This is a genomic window from Conexibacter sp. DBS9H8, from assembly GCF_023330685.1.
Classification (GTDB): Bacteria; Actinomycetota; Thermoleophilia; order Solirubrobacterales; family Solirubrobacteraceae; genus Palsa-465.
On record NZ_CP097128.1, the window covers coordinates 3,070,816 to 3,086,797 of the forward strand.

The 15,982-nt window shown below is 74.1% G+C and carries 13 protein-coding genes; 5 read left to right on the top strand and 8 right to left on the bottom strand.

The window, feature by feature from the left end:
- Positions 1 to 4 precede the first annotated feature (4 nt).
- Complete coding sequence (locus M3M55_RS14655) at positions 5 to 1,741, bottom strand: GAF domain-containing sensor histidine kinase (RefSeq protein ID WP_249010243.1); 1,737 nt, start codon at positions 1,739 to 1,741, stop codon at positions 5 to 7.
- Between the two features lie 396 nt (positions 1,742 to 2,137).
- Here M3M55_RS14655 and M3M55_RS14660 point away from each other — a divergent pair, with 396 nt between their 5' ends.
- From M3M55_RS14660 to M3M55_RS14670, 3 genes are all read left to right on the top strand, one after another.
- Positions 2,138 to 3,313, top strand: coding sequence for an FAD-dependent oxidoreductase (locus M3M55_RS14660; RefSeq protein ID WP_249010244.1), 1,176 nt, complete (start codon positions 2,138 to 2,140; stop codon positions 3,311 to 3,313).
- 89 nt (positions 3,314 to 3,402) lie between these two features.
- Positions 3,403 to 3,573, top strand: coding sequence for a hypothetical protein (locus tag M3M55_RS14665; protein ID WP_249010245.1), 171 nt, complete (start codon positions 3,403 to 3,405; stop codon positions 3,571 to 3,573).
- Between the two features lie 59 nt (positions 3,574 to 3,632).
- Positions 3,633 to 4,553 carry an ABC transporter substrate-binding protein gene (locus tag M3M55_RS14670; protein WP_249010246.1) on the top strand — a complete coding sequence of 307 codons (921 nt, stop codon included), beginning with the start codon at positions 3,633 to 3,635 and terminating at the stop codon, positions 4,551 to 4,553.
- Between the two features lie 42 nt (positions 4,554 to 4,595).
- Here M3M55_RS14670 and M3M55_RS14675 read toward each other — a convergent pair whose 3' ends face one another.
- Genes M3M55_RS14675 through M3M55_RS14695 form a run of 5 tightly spaced genes read right to left on the bottom strand, consistent with a single transcriptional unit; the run spans position 4,596 to position 10,372 of the window.
- Positions 4,596 to 5,639 carry a putative zinc-binding metallopeptidase gene (locus M3M55_RS14675; RefSeq protein WP_249010247.1) on the bottom strand — a complete coding sequence of 348 codons (1,044 nt, stop codon included), beginning with the start codon at positions 5,637 to 5,639 and terminating at the stop codon, positions 4,596 to 4,598.
- Between the two features lie 5 nt (positions 5,640 to 5,644).
- Entirely contained in the window at positions 5,645 to 6,580 is a 936-nt protein-coding gene (locus M3M55_RS14680; protein ID WP_249010248.1) for a transglutaminase family protein, read from the bottom strand.
- Positions 6,577 to 9,126 carry a circularly permuted type 2 ATP-grasp protein gene (locus tag M3M55_RS14685; RefSeq protein ID WP_249010249.1) on the bottom strand — a complete coding sequence of 850 codons (2,550 nt, stop codon included), beginning with the start codon at positions 9,124 to 9,126 and terminating at the stop codon, positions 6,577 to 6,579. The genes M3M55_RS14680 and M3M55_RS14685 overlap by 4 nt, the downstream gene beginning before the upstream one ends.
- The gene (locus tag M3M55_RS14690) at positions 9,123 to 10,040 is read right to left on the bottom strand and encodes a DNA-3-methyladenine glycosylase (RefSeq protein ID WP_249010250.1); all 918 of its coding nucleotides are present in this window, start codon (positions 10,038 to 10,040) and stop codon (positions 9,123 to 9,125) included. The genes M3M55_RS14685 and M3M55_RS14690 overlap by 4 nt, the downstream gene beginning before the upstream one ends.
- Positions 10,037 to 10,372: a hypothetical protein gene (locus M3M55_RS14695; protein WP_249010251.1), complete on the bottom strand. Its 336-nt coding sequence runs from the start codon at positions 10,370 to 10,372 to the stop codon at positions 10,037 to 10,039. The genes M3M55_RS14690 and M3M55_RS14695 overlap by 4 nt, the downstream gene beginning before the upstream one ends.
- A gap of 17 nt (positions 10,373 to 10,389) precedes the next feature.
- Between M3M55_RS14695 and M3M55_RS14700 the strand changes: the two genes are divergently transcribed.
- On the top strand, positions 10,390 to 11,652 hold the full coding sequence (locus tag M3M55_RS14700) for an aminotransferase class I/II-fold pyridoxal phosphate-dependent enzyme (protein ID WP_249010252.1): 1,263 nt from the start codon (positions 10,390 to 10,392) through the stop codon (positions 11,650 to 11,652).
- Between the two features lie 341 nt (positions 11,653 to 11,993).
- Positions 11,994 to 12,359 carry a hypothetical protein gene (locus tag M3M55_RS14705; protein ID WP_249010253.1) on the top strand — a complete coding sequence of 122 codons (366 nt, stop codon included), beginning with the start codon at positions 11,994 to 11,996 and terminating at the stop codon, positions 12,357 to 12,359.
- A 72-nt stretch (positions 12,360 to 12,431) separates the two neighbouring features.
- On the opposite strand, the gene M3M55_RS14710 is transcribed toward M3M55_RS14705, so the two are convergent.
- Positions 12,432 to 13,121, bottom strand: coding sequence for a peroxiredoxin (locus M3M55_RS14710; protein ID WP_249010254.1), 690 nt, complete (start codon positions 13,119 to 13,121; stop codon positions 12,432 to 12,434).
- On the bottom strand, positions 13,118 to 15,922 hold the full coding sequence (locus M3M55_RS14715; protein ID WP_249010255.1) for an MMPL family transporter: 2,805 nt from the start codon (positions 15,920 to 15,922) through the stop codon (positions 13,118 to 13,120). The genes M3M55_RS14710 and M3M55_RS14715 overlap by 4 nt, the downstream gene beginning before the upstream one ends.
- Positions 15,923 to 15,982 lie beyond the last annotated feature (60 nt).

Below are 15,982 nucleotides of genomic sequence, written 5' to 3' on the forward strand. Positions count from 1 at the left end.
AGGCTCACCGCCGCGATCGAGCCGCCGGGCCCGGCGGCCCCAACGGCGTCCCGACCCCCGCCGGGATCGTCGCCCGCACCCGTGTTCCGCCGGCGTCGGAGCTGACGCTCACCTCACCGCCCGCGAGATAGACGCGCTCACGCAGGCCGCTGAGACCGAACCCGCTCAGCGGGGCCGCCGGATCAAAGCCGACCCCGTCATCCCGGACATCGACGGAGGCGACCTCGCCGGCGAGGGTGACCGACACCCAGGCCCGGTCGGCGTGCGCGTGCTTGACGACGTTGGTGAGGGCCTCCTGGACGAACCGGTAGAGCGTCATCTCCAGCTGCGGGGACAGCAGCTCGCCGGCCCGGTCGGGCCCGGGAACCCGCAGGTCCGCGCGGATCTGCAGCCCATCCTCTCGGCGCCGCTCGATGAGCGCCTCCAGGGCGGCTCGCAGGCCGAGGTCATCGAGGATCGACGGGCGCAGGTCCGCGATGATCCCGCGCAGGTTTGCGATCTCGGAATCGAGGTCGTCGACCGCGCGCGAGACGACCTCGGGCAGGTCCGTCAGGTTCGGATGCTGGCGCGCGCGGTCGAGCAGCACGCGGACCCCGCCGAGGGACTGCAGCGTCTGGTCATGGAGCTCCCGCGCCCAGCGCCGGCGTTCGTCCTCGGCTGCGGAGATCGCCGTCGCCAGCCGGTCGGCCGCGACCGTGCGCGAGATCGCCACGGCGTTGGCGGCCGAGGAGGCAAACGCACGCAGGAGCTCTTCGTCCGCGGCGGTGAAGGGCGCCTGGTCGGGCCTGCGGTCGAAGGCGACGAGCACCCCGAGTCCCTCCCCCCGGTGGGCCATCGGCACGAAGAGGGCGTTCTCCGCCCCGGGCACACCGAGCCGCTCCGGGGGGAGCTGGAGCTGGTGGCGGACGTCAGTCACCCGGACCGGCACACCCCTGAGGAGCACACCTCCGGCTGTTGACGCGCCGATCGGGATGCGCCGCCCCGCCGCTCCGGACGTGACGCCGGCGCTGGCGGCGACCTCGAGCTCGGCACCGTCTCGCAGCAGGATCAACACCGACCGGGCGCTGACGAGGGTCTGGGCGCGCTCGACGACGAGGGTGAGCACCGCCGGCAGATCGGTTCCGGCGCCGATCGCGTCGGTCACCGTGCGCGCCGCTTCAAGTCCCTCGACCGCACGGGCGAGCTGGAGCCGGCTGCGCTCGGCGGTGTCGTAGAGCCGGGCGGTCTCGATCGCCGTGGCGGCAAAGCCGGCGAGCACGACGACCGCGTCCTCATCCGCGGGACTGAACGGCGCCCCGTCCGCCTTCTCCGTGAGATAGAGGTTGCCCCAGCTCTCGCCACGAATGATGATCGGCACGCCGAGGAACGTGCGCATCGGGGGGTGACCGGCGGGAAACCCGAAGCTCCGGGGGTGGCTGGCGACGTCAGTGAGCGTCAGCGGCCGGCGGTCCTCGATGACCACCCCGAGGACGCCACGGCCTCTGGGGAGCTCCCCGATCTCCTGCCGGAGCTCAGGAGAGATCCCGGAGGTGAGGAAGCGGGTCAGCTCACGGCGTTCGGGGTCGAGCACGCCGAGGGCCGCGTAGCGGGCCCCGGTGATCGCGCGCCCGGCGTCAAGAATCCGCTCGAGCACCGTGTCCGGGTCGAGGTCGTCGAGCAGGCGGCCCCCGACGTCGATCAACCGCGCCAACGTGTCGGCCTCGAGGTGCCGGGGGGCCGGAGAACGAAGAGAGCGCGTCACGGTCTCATCAGATCATCCCATGGGACGGCCCCGGACGCCGCCGAGGGCGGAGCGGACCGGCCGTCGGGGGCGACCGTCAGTCGCCCCCGACCGGCTCTGCTACAGCTCCTTGTCCACGTTCGTAGGATAGGTCGACGCGTGCGCCGCCGGATCGGTAGGGCCCCGCTGGGATCGTTCATCTGCCCCGCGCCGGCGCCGCGGGAAAACCCCGATCCGGACTCGGTGGGATCCCCCATCCGCGGAGAAACCGCGCCGGACACCGCGCACATTGCCGCACAGGGACGGCGGGGCTCTGCGGTGGGCACGGGGCCACCGTCGATCTAGGGTCATCTGTGCCCGCCCGATCACGGGACGGGCCGCCGCCGGAGCACCGACTCCTGAGAGGACTCGATCACGATGGACACGACACCACAGCGACCCTACTCCGCGTTGATCGTCGGGGCGGGCGTGGCCGGCCTCGAGGCGGCACTGTGTCTGCGTGAGGTCGCGCCGACCGCGGTGGCGACGACCGTCCTCGCCCCCGACGACGCCTACGTGGACCGGCCGATGAGCGTCCGTGAACCGTTCGGCCGGGCCCGCGCATCGCGTTTCCCGGTCACCGACCTCCTCACCGACGCGGGGATCGCACACGCGCGCGGCGCACTGCGCTGGCTCGACCACCGAGCCCGCCAGGCCCACACCACAGACGGCGTGACGCTCGGCTATGACGCGATCCTGCTCGCCCTCGGAGCCCGGCCCTACCACCGCTTCCCGCGGGCGCTGACGATCGATCCACGCCGGATCGACGCGCAACTACGCGGCATCGTCGCCGACGTGGAGGCCGGTTCGATCACCCGCCTCGTCTTCGTCATCCCGCCCGGGCGCACGTGGCCCCTCCCGGCCTACGAGCTCGCCCTGATGACCGCCGCCCGCGCCCACGAGATGGGGATGGCACCGCAGATCACCCTCGTCACCCCCGAGCCGGTCCCGCTCGCGGTCTTCGGGGAGGCCGCGAGCGCGGCGGTGGCGGCCGCGCTCGCTGACGCGGAGATCACCCTGGTCTCCGCCGCGGTCGCCCACGTTCGCGCGCCCGGGCAGGTCCACATCGAGGACCGGGCCCGGGACCTCATCGCCGACTACGTGATCACGCTCCCGGAACTTCGGGGCCCGGGCGTCGCCGGCGTTCCCGCGACCGGCCTGCGCGGATTCATGGCGACGGACGCGAGCGGCCGGGTGCGCCATCTCCCGGGCGTCTTCGCCGCCGGGGACATCACGAGCTTCCCGGTCAAGCAGGGGGGCATCGCCGCAGCTCAGGCCGAGGCGGCCGCCCGAGCGATTGCCGCCCTCGCCGGCGTCGAGGTGCCCGAGGCACCGTTCGAACCCGTCGTCCACGGCATCCTGCTCGGTCCGGTGCGGCCGCTCTATCTCCGTGCGCGGCTGATCGGAGCCTGGCCGGTGAGCTCGGAGGTCTCCGAGGTCCCGCTCTGGGACCCCGCCGACAAGATCCACGCCCCCCGGCTCACCCGGGCCCTCGCGGGCTACCACAGGCTCGGGAGCGACCTGCCTCTCCGCCCGTTTTCGCTGAGCTCGTGAACCCGTGCCCGCCCCGGGGCGATCTCCGCGCTGTCACCGCGCGCCTGCGGGCGGGTCTCAGCCTGATAGCGGGGATGCGCGTTCGACCCGTGAGGTCCGCCCCCCCCGCGCCGCGCGCCGCCCTCCCGGGCCGGTTCACCGGCGCCCGGCTCGCCGCCCGGGCCTCCGTCACCCTCCTGGCAGCCTTCGCGATCGTCGCCCTCCTCCCCGGCGCGCTGCAGCGGCGCCTGCGTCCCCGGTCGACACCGGCCCGTCGCTGAGGCACCTGTGTGAGCGGACGCGGGCGGGGATCGCGCCGGCCCCCTACCATCCCCTGACGATGACGCGACTGAGAACGGCGGCCGCTGCGCTGCTCGCCGCCGGCCTGCTCACCGGCTGCGGGGAGATCACCAACACCCTCACCCCGCCCCCCGGGACCGCCACCCCCTTCACGGTGGCCCTCGCGGGGCCACCGAACTTCACCCAGGCCGGGATCTACGAAGCGCGCGTGCGCGGAGACTTCGCCCAGACCGACCTCCACGTCCGCCTGCTCATGGTCGCCGACCCACTCAAGGCGATCGAGGACGGGCGGGCGGAGATCGCGGTCGCGAGCGAACCGGCGGTGCTGCTGACCCGTAACCGCCACATCGCCGTCGCCGCCGTCGCCGCGCTCCTGCAGGGCCCCGAGCAGCTGAGCGTCCGCTGCGGCGCCGCCGCTCACCCCGCTGCGAACCGGACGCGGACGGGCCCGCGCCGGACGGGCACCCACACGGCCACCGCGACGGTGACCACGACGGCGCTGACCACCGCGCCGCGCGCGCACCCGCCGCTGCGCCCACTCCGCTGCCGAGCCGTCAGCGACGCCCACCCCGACCCTGCCTACCGCCAGGCGCCGACCTATAACCGGCTCAACCTCGTCGTCACCGAGAACGAGATCGTCAACCACGCCCCGGTTCTGCGCCGGTTCGTGCAGGCGCTCGCCCGCGGCTATGAGGCGGTCCGTGCGGACCCGGCCGCCGCGGCGGCGGCCCTCGTCGACGCCGACCCGACCCTCAACGTCACCGCCCAGCTCACCGGCATCCGCGCCTCACTGGCCGACTTCTTCCCCACCGCGGCCACGACGACGCGCCCGTGGGGCTTCCAGACCGTCGCGGACTGGAACGCCTTCGGGTCCTGGATGCTCGACCACCACCTCATCTCGAACATCAACGCGACCCCGGACGCGGTCACCAACGAGCTGCTCGCCGGCCAGGGCGTGTAGGGACCGTCGCCTCCGAGCGGGCTGACCGGGCCGCCGGGCCGTTCACGCGGCCAGTGGTCCCGGTGGACCACTGGCCGCCCCAGCGCCCGTGACACACGCGTGAACGAAGGTGAGCTTGTCGATCACCGCCGGGGCGAGCGTGAACGGGTAGAGGTCGTCGTGACCCATGCTGCGGTTGACCTGGTTGAGGGCGTAGGTGAGCGGCAGCCAGTCTGCGAGCAGGGCGCTGAAGGGCAGGTCGGGCGCGAGCGCGTCGGTCGGGTCGGCGCGCAGCGACGGGGTCGGGCCGCCGACGTGCAGCTCGAAGGCGGCCGCGGTCTGCAGCGTGTCGCGGATGTGGAGGTAGTGAGCGAAGGTCTCGGCCCAGTCCTCGTAGGGGTGCATCGTCGCGTAGGCGGAGACGTGGCGCTGCGCCCAGTCGGCGGGCGGCCCTGCGGCGTAGTGGGCCTCGAGCGCGGCCCCGTAGTCGGCCCGCTCGTCCCCGAAGCGGGCCCGCGCGGCCTCGCTGTGCCCGCCGCGGTCGACGAGGATCGGCTCGTAGTAGTGGCCGATCTCGTGCCGGAAGTGGCCCAGCAGCGTCCGGTAGGGCTCGGCGAGCTGCTGACGGCGCGCCTCCCGGCGGGCGTCATCGGACTCGGCGAGGTCAATCGTGATCAGGCCGTCGGCGTGGCCGGTGCTGACCGGACCGTGGGCGGAGGAGAGCAGGTCAAAGCCGAGATCGGACTCGATCGGGAGGTTGAGGTCGCGGAGCTGGAAGAGCAGCCGGCGCTTGGCCGCCTCGGCAACCGCGAAGGCGGCGAGGCCGGCGGAGTCACCGTCCCCCGGGCGGGTGCGGGTGAGCCGGCAGCTCGCACACAGGGCCCCCTCCCCCGGGTCGTCCTCCCTCGCGGCCCTCGCCCCCGCGTCGACGAGCCAGTTGCAGCCGGCGATCCGGGCATTCGCGCACGGACGCAGGCCCGGGGAGTCGGCGCGGACGACAAGCTCACCGCGGCTCGGGGCGAACCCGACCTCGGCGCCGCAGCGCAGGCAGACGCTGTTCTCGAAGAACAGCCGCTGGGCACAGCGGTGGCAGGTGAAGGCACGCACGCGGCTCAGCGCCCACCCGGCGAGCGCGGGTCGGCTGGCGCGCCGGCCGGCGCCGGCGGGAACGCGCTGACGTCGACGGCGACGCTGAGCGCCTCGGTCGTCCCGGCGCTGTAGAGAACCCCTTGCATCGGAGGGACGTCACTGTAGTCCCGTCCGATCGCGGTGGTGACGTAGCGGGCGTTGACGGTCTGGTCGTTCGTCGGGTCCGCGCCAACCCACCCGGCACCCGGGACGTGGGCGGCGAACCAGGCGTGGGATCCGTCGACTCCGGTGAGCTTCGGCCGGCCCGGGGGCGGATCGGTCTCCAGGTAGCCCGAGACGTAGCGGGCGGGAATACCGAGGGCCCGGAGGCAGGCGATCCCGACGTGGGCGAAGTCCTGGCAGACCCCGGCGCGGCCGGCGAACACGGCGCTGAGGGGGGTGGCGACGGTCGTCGCCCCCGGCGCGTAGCGGAAATCGGCATGGATCCGGTGGGTGAGCGCGCAGACCGCCTCGATCACACTCATGCCCGGGGTGACGCACTCCCGCGCGTAGCTGAGCGCGAGCTGCGCGCCCGCCATCCCGGGGGCGGGAATGAGCGGAGAGGCGAGCCGGAACTGGAGGACGTCGAGCGGGAGCTCGTGTGGCTCGGCGGCCGTCTCCCAGGGGGCGTCGGCGCCGAGCGGCGGCGCGGCGGTCGCGTCCTCGACGACGACGCAGGACTCGGCGGCGACCCGGAGCCGGGTGTGGGGCGCGGAGAGGACGAAGCTGATCACCCGGTTCCCGAAGAAGTCGCGGCGCTCGCGGGTGAGCTCGGGGGTCGGGCTGATGCTCACCTCCGATCGTTCACAGCGCTGTCCGGGCAGGTCGCGGGGCAGCAGGTGCAGGAGGCCGTAGGACGGGTTGACCGGGGCGCTGTAGCGGTACTCGGTGGTGTGGGAGACGCGGTAGCGCGGGCTCATCGGGACGGGGCGGTCGTGGCGGGCGGGGCGGTGGCGGGGACCGACGTGGCGGACGTGGCGGTGGCGTCAACGGTGACCCCGGAGGCGTCGAGCCGGGTGAAGCTCGGCGTCACGTGCGTGAAGTGGGTCGCCTCAAGTGCCGCCCCGACCGCGGTGAGGGTGGCGCGGAGGCGCCCCAGGAGCGCGGCAAGGGCCGGATGGTCCGCCTCCGCTCCGGCGCTCAGCAGCGTCGCCGGCTCGGCGAGGGCGAGCGCGGTCGTCGCCTCGAGGACGAGGCCCTGCTCGGTGGCGAGCCGGCCGCCGGGCGGTTCGGGCAGAGCGTCGAGGTCGGCGCTGAGGCGGCCCAGCGCGTGGGCGAGGGAGCGCGGGTTGTCGTGGTCACAGAGGAGCAGGTCGAGCACCGTCTCGACCTGGGCCTGGGAGCGGTAGCGGAAGCGGTAGGTGATGATCGACTCGCTCGCGGACAGGACCGACTCGAGCAGGAGGCTGTCGGCGGCGCGGCCGTGGCGGCGGGTGAGGGTCGCCTCGAGCAGGACGAGCAGCTGCAGGGATCGCTCGAGGCGCCGCCCCGCGTCCATGAACCGCCAGCCGAGGTCACGCACCATCGACTCGACACCGAGGCCGCTGAGGGCCAGCAGGGAGGCGATCACCTGGGCGAGCGCCGCCTGGGCCGGGTCGTCGATACCCCCGGTCGGCTCGAGTTGGGCGATCGCGCTCTCCAGCGGACCGATCACCAGCCACGTGTCGCGGCTCAACTGGTCGCGGACCGCCTCGGCGTTCTCCAGCATCGCCCGCAGCGCCCCGGCGATCGCCGGTCCGGCGGCCTCCCGGAGCGGCCGCCCGCCGGCTTCGGCGATCTGCTCGAGCGCGCCCTCGAGCACCGACAGGCAGGCCCGGCCGGCCGGGTTGTCAGCGTTGGCGAAGTCGTTGTAGCGGTCGTTCACCGTGCGCGTGAGGCGGGTGAGCGCTTCGGCCCGCTCGGCGTAGCGGCCCAGCCACCACAGCGACTCGGCGGCGGCGGCGGGGATCGAGGCCATCGGGCCGACACCGCTGCCGGTGCGCCCAGCGGCCAGCCACAGGGCCGAGACCGGCTCGGGGGCGGCCGACAGCACCCAGGTGTCGCGGGTGACCGTCTCCGCGCCGAGCCCGGCGCTGCCTTCGGCACTGACGCCCTCGCCCGGACCGGGGCCGCTGAGCCGGGTGAGCCCGCCCGGCAGCACGGTGAACTCGCCCCCACGGGCGACCGCGAAGGCCCGCAGCACGCTCTCTCGCGGAGCCCAGCCGGTCGGGCCGAGGACGGGGGCACACGCCGGTGAGAGCTCCTCCCGGGCCACCCAGCCCGCGGGATCGTGGCGGATCCGGGCGATCAGCTCGCCCCGGGCGGCGACGCTCAGCTGCGCCGGGATGATCGGGTCCGCCGTCCGCGGGCCGCGCAGGCCGAGCAGGCCCAACGTGTCGAGATGCTCGAGCACGTAGGCGCAGGCCGCCGGTTCCCCACACCACCACGTGGGGAGGCCGGCGAGGGTCAGCGGCCGGCCGAGCAGGGCTTCCGCGACGCGCGGCAGGGCGGCCATCAGGCCCGGGTTCTCGAGGATCGCGGCGCCGACGTGGTTGACGAGGCTGACCCGCCCGGCGCGGGCGGCCTCGAGCAGCCCCGGCACCCCGAGCTGAGAGTCCCCACGCAGCTCGAGCGGGTCACAGAAGTCACCGTGCACCCGGCGCAGGATCACGTCGACGGGCTCGAAGCGTCCGACCGAGCGCATCCACACGCGCTCGCCGCGGACGGTGAGATCGCGCCCCTGCACGAGCGGAAAGCCGAGGGTGGCGGCAAGCGCGGCGTGCTCGTAGGCGGTCGCGCTGAGCGGGCCGGGGGTGAGGACGACGATCCGCGGGTCCTCGACCCCGGCTGGGGCGGCCTCCTGCAGCGCGGCGCGCACGGTCCGCAGGAACGGCGCGAGCCGCTGAACCTGGCTGTCGCGGTGGAGGGCGGGCAGCACCTGGGAGAGCACGCGGCGGTTCGCGAGCGCGTAGGCGACCCCGGCGGGCGTCTCGGCGCGGTCCTCGAGCACGATCATCTCGCCGGCCGCGTCACGCCCGAGGTCGGCGGCGTAGCTGAGCAGGCCGGCACTGGGCCGGCCGGCGCCGGTCAGGCCGATCCCGTCACCGGGCCGGAGAAAGCGCGGATCGGCGAGGATCAGCTCGGCGGGCAGCAACCGGCGGGTCAGCAGGCGCCGCTGCCCGTAGAGATCGTCGAGCACGAGGGAGAGCAGCTCGGCGCGCTCCCTCAACCCCGTCTCGATCCGGCGCCACTCGCGGGCGGGGAGGACCGCGGGGACGGGATCGAGCCGCCAGCGGCCGCCGGCGTAGACGACGCCGTCCTGGGCGAGCAGGCGGCTGACCTCCCCACGGCGGCGCTCGAGCCCCCCGGGCCCCGGCCCGGTGATGGCGTCGAGGATCGGCCCGACGTGCGGCCGGGGCCGGCCGTCGGGCTCGAGCATCTCATCCCAGCGGCCGGCGGGCGGCCGGTAGAGGATCGTTCCTGTCATCGCGCCGGCGCCCGCTCCGGCCGGGCCGAGAGGGCGCTGCGAACCGGTCCGGACGCGCTCATCGCGTACGCGCCGGCGAGCCCCTGCCAGGGCGCGTAGCGGGCGAAGTGGGCGCGGACGGCCGCCTCGTCGGCCCGCGCGTGAGGGTCCCCGCCGGCGCGGAGGCGGCCGACGAGCTTGAGGAAGCCGAGGTCGCCGGCGGGGAGCTGGTCGAGCCGGCCCTGTCCGGTGAGCGCAACCATCTCAACCGTCCACGCGCCGATCCCGGGGATCGCGCGCAGCCGCCGCCAGCCGGCCTCCTGCAGCGCCGGGTCGGGGCTGTCGAGGTCGATCCGGCCGGCGGCGACCTCCCGGGCGGCGCGGATGAGGCTGGCGGCCCGTCCCGGGCTGAGGTCACAGGCACACAGCTGGGCGGGCGCGAGCGCGGCGATGCTCGCCGCGGCCGGCGCGTCCCGCAGGTCCCCGTCGGGGCGTCCGTGACGGGCGTGGATGCACCGCTGGATCGCCACCGCCCGCTCGTATTCGATCAGCTGCTCGGTGACGGCGGCGAGCAGCGCCTCGAACCCGCCGGGGCGGCCCGGCGGGCGTAGGGTCGGGTCAGCCCGGAGGGCGGGACCGAGCCACGGGTCGGCGCGAAAGCGCCGGTGAAAGGCGGCGAGCTCGAGGTCGACCCCGAGGGCGCGACGCATCCGAGCGATCGCAGCCGGCTCCCGTGCGCCGAACAGGACCGCCCCGGAGCTGAGCTGCGCGACCCGGACGAGCACCGGGCGCCCGTCAACGTGGAGCAGACGGTGGACGACGCCGTTGGTGACCCGGGTGAGACCGTCCATCGATCCGGCGGTGCGGAGCCGGAACGGCCACGGGGGCAGGACCTCGACCCGCGCCTCGCGGCCGTCCGTCGAACGCGTCCTCACCCGGGGGGCGGGACGACCCGCACCGCCCGCACGTGCACGATGTAGGTACCCGGCGTCATCAGCGGCCGGCCCGGGCCGGGACGGCCGGGATCTGAGGGGCGGCCGAGATCCCCCGAACCGGGCTGCGGCCCGACCGGGCTGACCGCTCCGACACGGCGCACCAGCGCGAGCGCGGTCGCCCCGGCGAGCATCCCCGCGGTCGCCGCGAGCGCCCCCTGCACACGCGGGTTCGCCGCGACGGCGCGGGTCCGCCTCAGAAGGCCGCCGGGCCCGCCGGCCGGCTCGAGCTCCTCCACCACCTCCGCATCGACGATCTCCAAATCGGCGTCCATCGGGCAATGGTGACAGCATGACCCGCGTGTCAGACGTCTTCCAGAAAGCGCGGGACTTCGAGCGCATCCCCCAGCTCAACGCGGCCCGCGCTGCGGGCGCGCTCCCCTACTTCCGGGTCCTCGAGGGCCCGACCCTCCCGGTCGTCCACATGGAGGGAGCCGACCGGATCATGCTCGGCTCCAACAACTACCTCGGGCTGACCGGGGACGAGCGGGTCAAGCAGGGCGCCCGGGACGCGCTCGAGCGCTACGGCACGGGTCTCACCGGCAGCCGCTTCCTCAACGGCACGATCGGGCTGCACGTCGAGCTCGAGCGTGAACTCGCAGACTGGATGGGGACCGAGGACGCGCTCGTCTTCACGACCGGCCATCAGGCGAACCTCGGGGCGCTCGGGACGATCCTCGGTCCGGGGGACACCGTCGTCGCCGACTCGGGCGACCACGCGAGCATCCTCGACGGGATCCTCCTCTCCCAGGCGAAGCTGCGCGCCTTCCGCCACAACCGGCTCGACCTGTTCGAAAAGCGGCTCGCAGCGGCCGAGCGGGACGGCGGCGGGATCCTCGTCGTCGTCGACGGCGTCTACTCGATGGAGGGGGACGTCGCACCGCTGCCGGAGATCATCGAGATCGCCGCCCGGCACGGCGCCCGGGTGATGGTCGATGAGGCCCACGCCCTCGGGGTGCTCGGTCCGCGGGGGGCAGGGGCGAGCGAGCTGTTCGGGGTCGAGGACCGCGTCGACCTGCGGATGGGGACCTTCTCAAAGTCCCTCGCCTCCTGCGGCGGGGTGATCGCCGGCTCTGCCGAGGTGATCGAGTACCTGCGGATCGCCTCACGGCCGTTCATCTTCACCGCCTCGGCGGTGCCGGCGGCAGTCGGCGCGACGCTCGCGGCGGTGCGGATCGCCCGCAGCCCCGAGGGGCGTGAGCTGTTCGCCCGGGTCCTGGAGAACGCCGCCTACCTGCGGGCCGGCCTGATCGCGCTCGGGTTTCAGGCGACCGGCCAGTCGCACCTGCCCGACGGGACGCCGATCGTCACGCCGGTCGTCCCGGTGACCGTCGGGGAGGACTGGAAGGCCGTGTTCCTGTGGAAGGCGCTGTATGACGCCGGGGTGTTCGTCAACGTCGCGATCCACCCGGCCGTGCCGCCCGGCGGAGCACTGCTGCGCACGAGCGTGATGGCGACCCATGACCGGCCGACCCTCGACCGGGCGCTGGAGATCTTCGCGTCGGCCAAGCGCTCCTTCGAGGCCGAGCACGGCCCGCTGCCCTCCGCCGCCTGACCGCGCTCGCGGCTCCTCACCGTGGACGGATGTTCGGAGCCGTCCGGGGTTCACCGGACGGTCACGGGCCGATCACAGAAAAATCACGCTAGGAGCACACGGTTCACCGGCGGGTGGGTTGCCCGGCCGGGGAGCGCCACGCTACGGTCATGTTCGTCCGAGATGGTTGGGGGTGTGGCGACGCCTCACAGGTTCCTGCTGTGAGGCGCCGCGGCGACTCAGGGGCCATCGTGACGGTCGGACGCCTGTGGGAACAGGATTAAACTCACCGCGCCGGTGGCGCGGTGACAGACGACGCCCCGACCGGGGCCGATTGACGCTCATCACGGAGAGGATGATTGATGCCGGAATACGCTCAGACCCCCGCAGCGCCCCAGCGATTGAGGGCGCTGGAGCAGGCCAACCAGATCAGGCTCGCGCGGGCGGAACTGAAGCGGCGAGTGACGGAGGGGGACGTCTCCGCAGCGGAGGTGATCCTCACCTGCCCCGACGCCGCCCAGCGCTGGACGGTGGCGGAGCTGCTGATGGCCCAACGGCGGTGGGGGGCAACCCGCTGCCGGAAGTTCCTCGAACGCAACGGGGTGTCCGAGATCAAGCCGATCGGGCAACTCACCGACCGTCAGCGGCGGATGCTCGCCGCCCAGCTCCAGGTCGCCTGCGTCGGCTCCGCCGACTCGGCTCGCGACCGCGAGCTCGTCCTCGCCTGACCGACGCTGAGGGGGTGGTCTGCGCCGCGGCGAAGACCACCCCCGACGCCGCCGGAGCCCCGCTACCGACGCTCAGCGCGCGAGCGCAGAGACGACGGGCGTGAGCGCCGCGGCGGTGAGCCAGTGCTCCCCGATCAGCTCCCGGGTGACCGTGCCGCCGGCGCGGGCGACCTCGAGCAGCGGGCACACCTCCACCCCGTAGAGCTGGCCGACGACGCCGGTGAGGTCGTAGGCGACCTCGACCCTCGTCCAATGCTCCCGGTGCACGAGCCGGGCGGTCGCCGCCTTCGATGCGCTGATCGCGACCGCGGCGAACTGCACGTGCGGGAACCGGGCCGACAGGCGCTGGAGCGCGTCGACCTGGCGGATGCACGGCGGGGCGGACAGGGCGATGAAGGCGAGCACGAGCGGTCGGCGGTCACAGACGTTGAGGCCACGCCGGGCTGGCCGGGCGGGGTTGCAGACCGGGTGCGGGTTGGCGGCGACGCTCGCGAGGTTCGCGGTGGCGAGCGGTGCGACGAACCGGGGCAGCCGGTGGCCGGCCGGGATGCCGGGCGTCGTGCTCGCGCCACCCCCCTGCGCCCACAGATAGACACTGAAGGCGACGACGAGCAGGATCCCGAACGCGGCGATCATCCGTTGGTAGCGGCGCGTGTCGATCATCACCGGGGCCGTACGCGGCGGGGTCGCCTCCGGCGCCGGCTCGGGGTCACGCGCGTCCGGATCCGAGGCACCGAACCCCTCCCATCCGGGGCCACTCACGCCGGTACCTCATGCGCGCCGGCGCGACCATGCCGCCGGCCCGGCCCGCCGGAGCCGTCCCCGGGCCGGCCGGGCCTCGGTCGGCCCGGCCGGCGCCACCACCCCCGGCCCAGCGCCGCGACGGCGGACCGGTCCGGGTCGCTGAGGGTGAGCACCGCGGGCAGCACAGCGAGGACTCCGAGCAGGGACACGCTCATGTCGATCAGCGTGACGAGCCCGAAGTCGCGCAGCATCGTCACGTTCGAGACGATCAGCACGGCGAAGCCGGCGATCGCGGTCACGCCGGAGGCGAGCACGGCCCGGCCGGTCGAGCGGTAGGCGTTGGTGAGCGCGGCGGCCGGCGCGTCCCCGTCGATCCGCTGACGGCGGAACCGTTCCGACAGCAGGACGCTGAACTCGGTCGAGATCGCGATCACGAGCGCCCCGAGGGTGGCCGACATCGGGTTGAGCGGAATCCCGATCAGCCACACGATGAGCGCCGACCAGCCGGTGGCGAGGACGATCGGGACGAGCGGGACAAGCGCCCGACGGGGCCGGCGGAAGATCACCGTGAGCATCACCGCGACCGCGGCCAAGCCGGCCACCAGCGTCAGCAGCCGGCGGCTCGGGGAGGCGAGCGCGCCCTCGGCGTCGGCGGCGAGGACCGGCAGGCCGGCGAGCCGGGCGGTCACCCCCCGTGGCGGGTGCAGGTGCGCGCGCATGTAGGCGATCACGCGACGTTGCTTGGCGAGGGGCATCAGCCGGATCCCGAAGGAGAGCGCTGCGAAGGTCCGGTTGGGGGTGATCACCGCCTGGGAGAAGTAGGGCGGGATCGTCGCCAGCAGCGTCGACACCTGCGCCGACGTGATCGTGGCCACGTTGACGCTCGAGCCGGTGCCGGCGAACAGGTCGGGCAGGGACAGGGCCGGGCACACCGACACGCTCGCGATGAAGCAGCCGGTCGCGGAGCGGTAGCCGAAGTGACGGACGATCGCCTGCTCGTAGGCGACCATCCACGACAGGGTCGCCGGCGTCGCGACGTCGGCGGCGTGGACGAGCACGTCGAGCTCCCCGGAGGTGCCCGTCGTCCGCTCGAGGACGTTGAGGTCATGCAGCGCCGGGAGGTTGGCCGGCACGAGCTTGGTGATGTCGGACTGCACGGCGGTCTGTGTGTCGGCGACCCAGCCGAGAAGGGCAAGGGCGAGACCGACGGCGAGCACCGTCCGCGGCCGGCGGGTGAGGCGGACGGGGTCGAGGTTCGGACCCGAAAGCCCCGCCAGGGACCACCCGCGCCGCCCAAGCGAGTGACCGAGTCGCCCGAGCTGTCGCTCGGCGGTCGGGGTTCGCCGTCGCGGACGGGCGCCGGCGAGGATCTCCCCCGCCCCGCGCACGGAGGCGCCGAGCTGGTCCGCGGCCCCTCGAAGCCACCCGGGGAGCGAGAGCGGGCCCGAGCGCCGTCCCCCACCCGGGCTCGCCCCGAGTCCGAGCACGGCCGCCCCGGCGGTGAGGACGACGAGGAAGGCGACCGCGACGCCGAGCACGAGCAGCAGGCCGAACCCCCGCACGAGCGGGACCGGGGAGAGCAGCAGCACGAGGAACCCGGTCGCCGTGGCGAGGGCGGCCGCGGCGATCGTCGCCGCGCCGCTCGCGCGGGACTGGAACTGGATCCCGTAGTCGACGGCGAGCCCGATCAGGACCGGGAGCACGGCGATCGAACCCATCGTCAGGGTGCCGCCGGCGAGCGCGCTGAGCCCGAAGGTGATCGCCGCGGCGATCAGGGCGAGGGCGAGGGGCAGCAGCGCGAGGCGGCGGCGGAAGATGCCCGCGAGCATGACGGCCATCACGAGGTTCGCGCCGACGAGGAGCGCGGCGACCTGCCCGGAGAGGGAGGCGGCAAGGTCGTTGAGGACGACCGGTTCCCCGCTGACGAGGTAGCTGGCGCCACTCAGCCTGAACCGGGGCATCCGCGTGACGGCACGGATCGCTCGGATTGCCGCGGCGGTCTGGGCGCTGTCGAGGTCGCCGCGCAGCCGCACCTGGATGAGCGCCGCGTCCGCGCTCGGGAACAGGTAGGAGAAGCGGGCCTTGGGCGTGCTCGACCCGGCGCCGGCGAAGACGATCTTGTCGATCAGCGCGCTGTTGGTGATCGACGGCAGGTCAGCGAGCGACAGGCCGGCGGAGGCGGCGAGCTTGACGAGCTGCTGCTCCTGGATGTTCTGCTCCTCCGCGCCGGCCGCCTGGATCAGTGCGCGGGTATCGGCGGCCGACAGCCTCTGACGCCGGGCGAGGGCGGCGGCCTCCTGCTCCTTGGCGGTGACGGCGGACTTGACCGATCCGAGCAGCGTCGTGAGCTCGCGGCTGATCGCCCGCACCGCCTGGTTGAGGAAGGTCGCGGGCCCGTAGACGACCTTGACGACCCGGCTCGCCATCAGCGCCCCGCAGGGGCTGTGGCGGCCGCCGTAGGGCGTCGCCCGGACAGCCGGGACGGGGACGAACGCCGAGAGGCTGCTCGAGTAGCTGACCTGCTGACCGGCGAGACAGGCCTCGAGCTGGGAGAGGACACCGATGTCGTGGGCGCCGAGCAGGGTGCTGAGCGGCGCTCGCACGAGGACGACGACCGGTGCCGCCCCGAACGCGGCGGCGTCCTGCTGGGTGGCCCGATAGTCCGCCGACGAGCTCGAGACGAGCGTGTCGATGTTCGAGGACGGCGTCAGCCCGAGCGCCGCGATCGCGCATGCGAACGCGACGATGCCGACGATCACCAGGACCGACCGCGGCCGGCGCCGGGCCAGCCCGATCAGCGCATCCAGCCGCTCGGTCATCTGCAGGTACGGTGCGAGGAGGGTGCTGGAGCCGTCGCCCCACCCGGCGGGCGGGAGCGA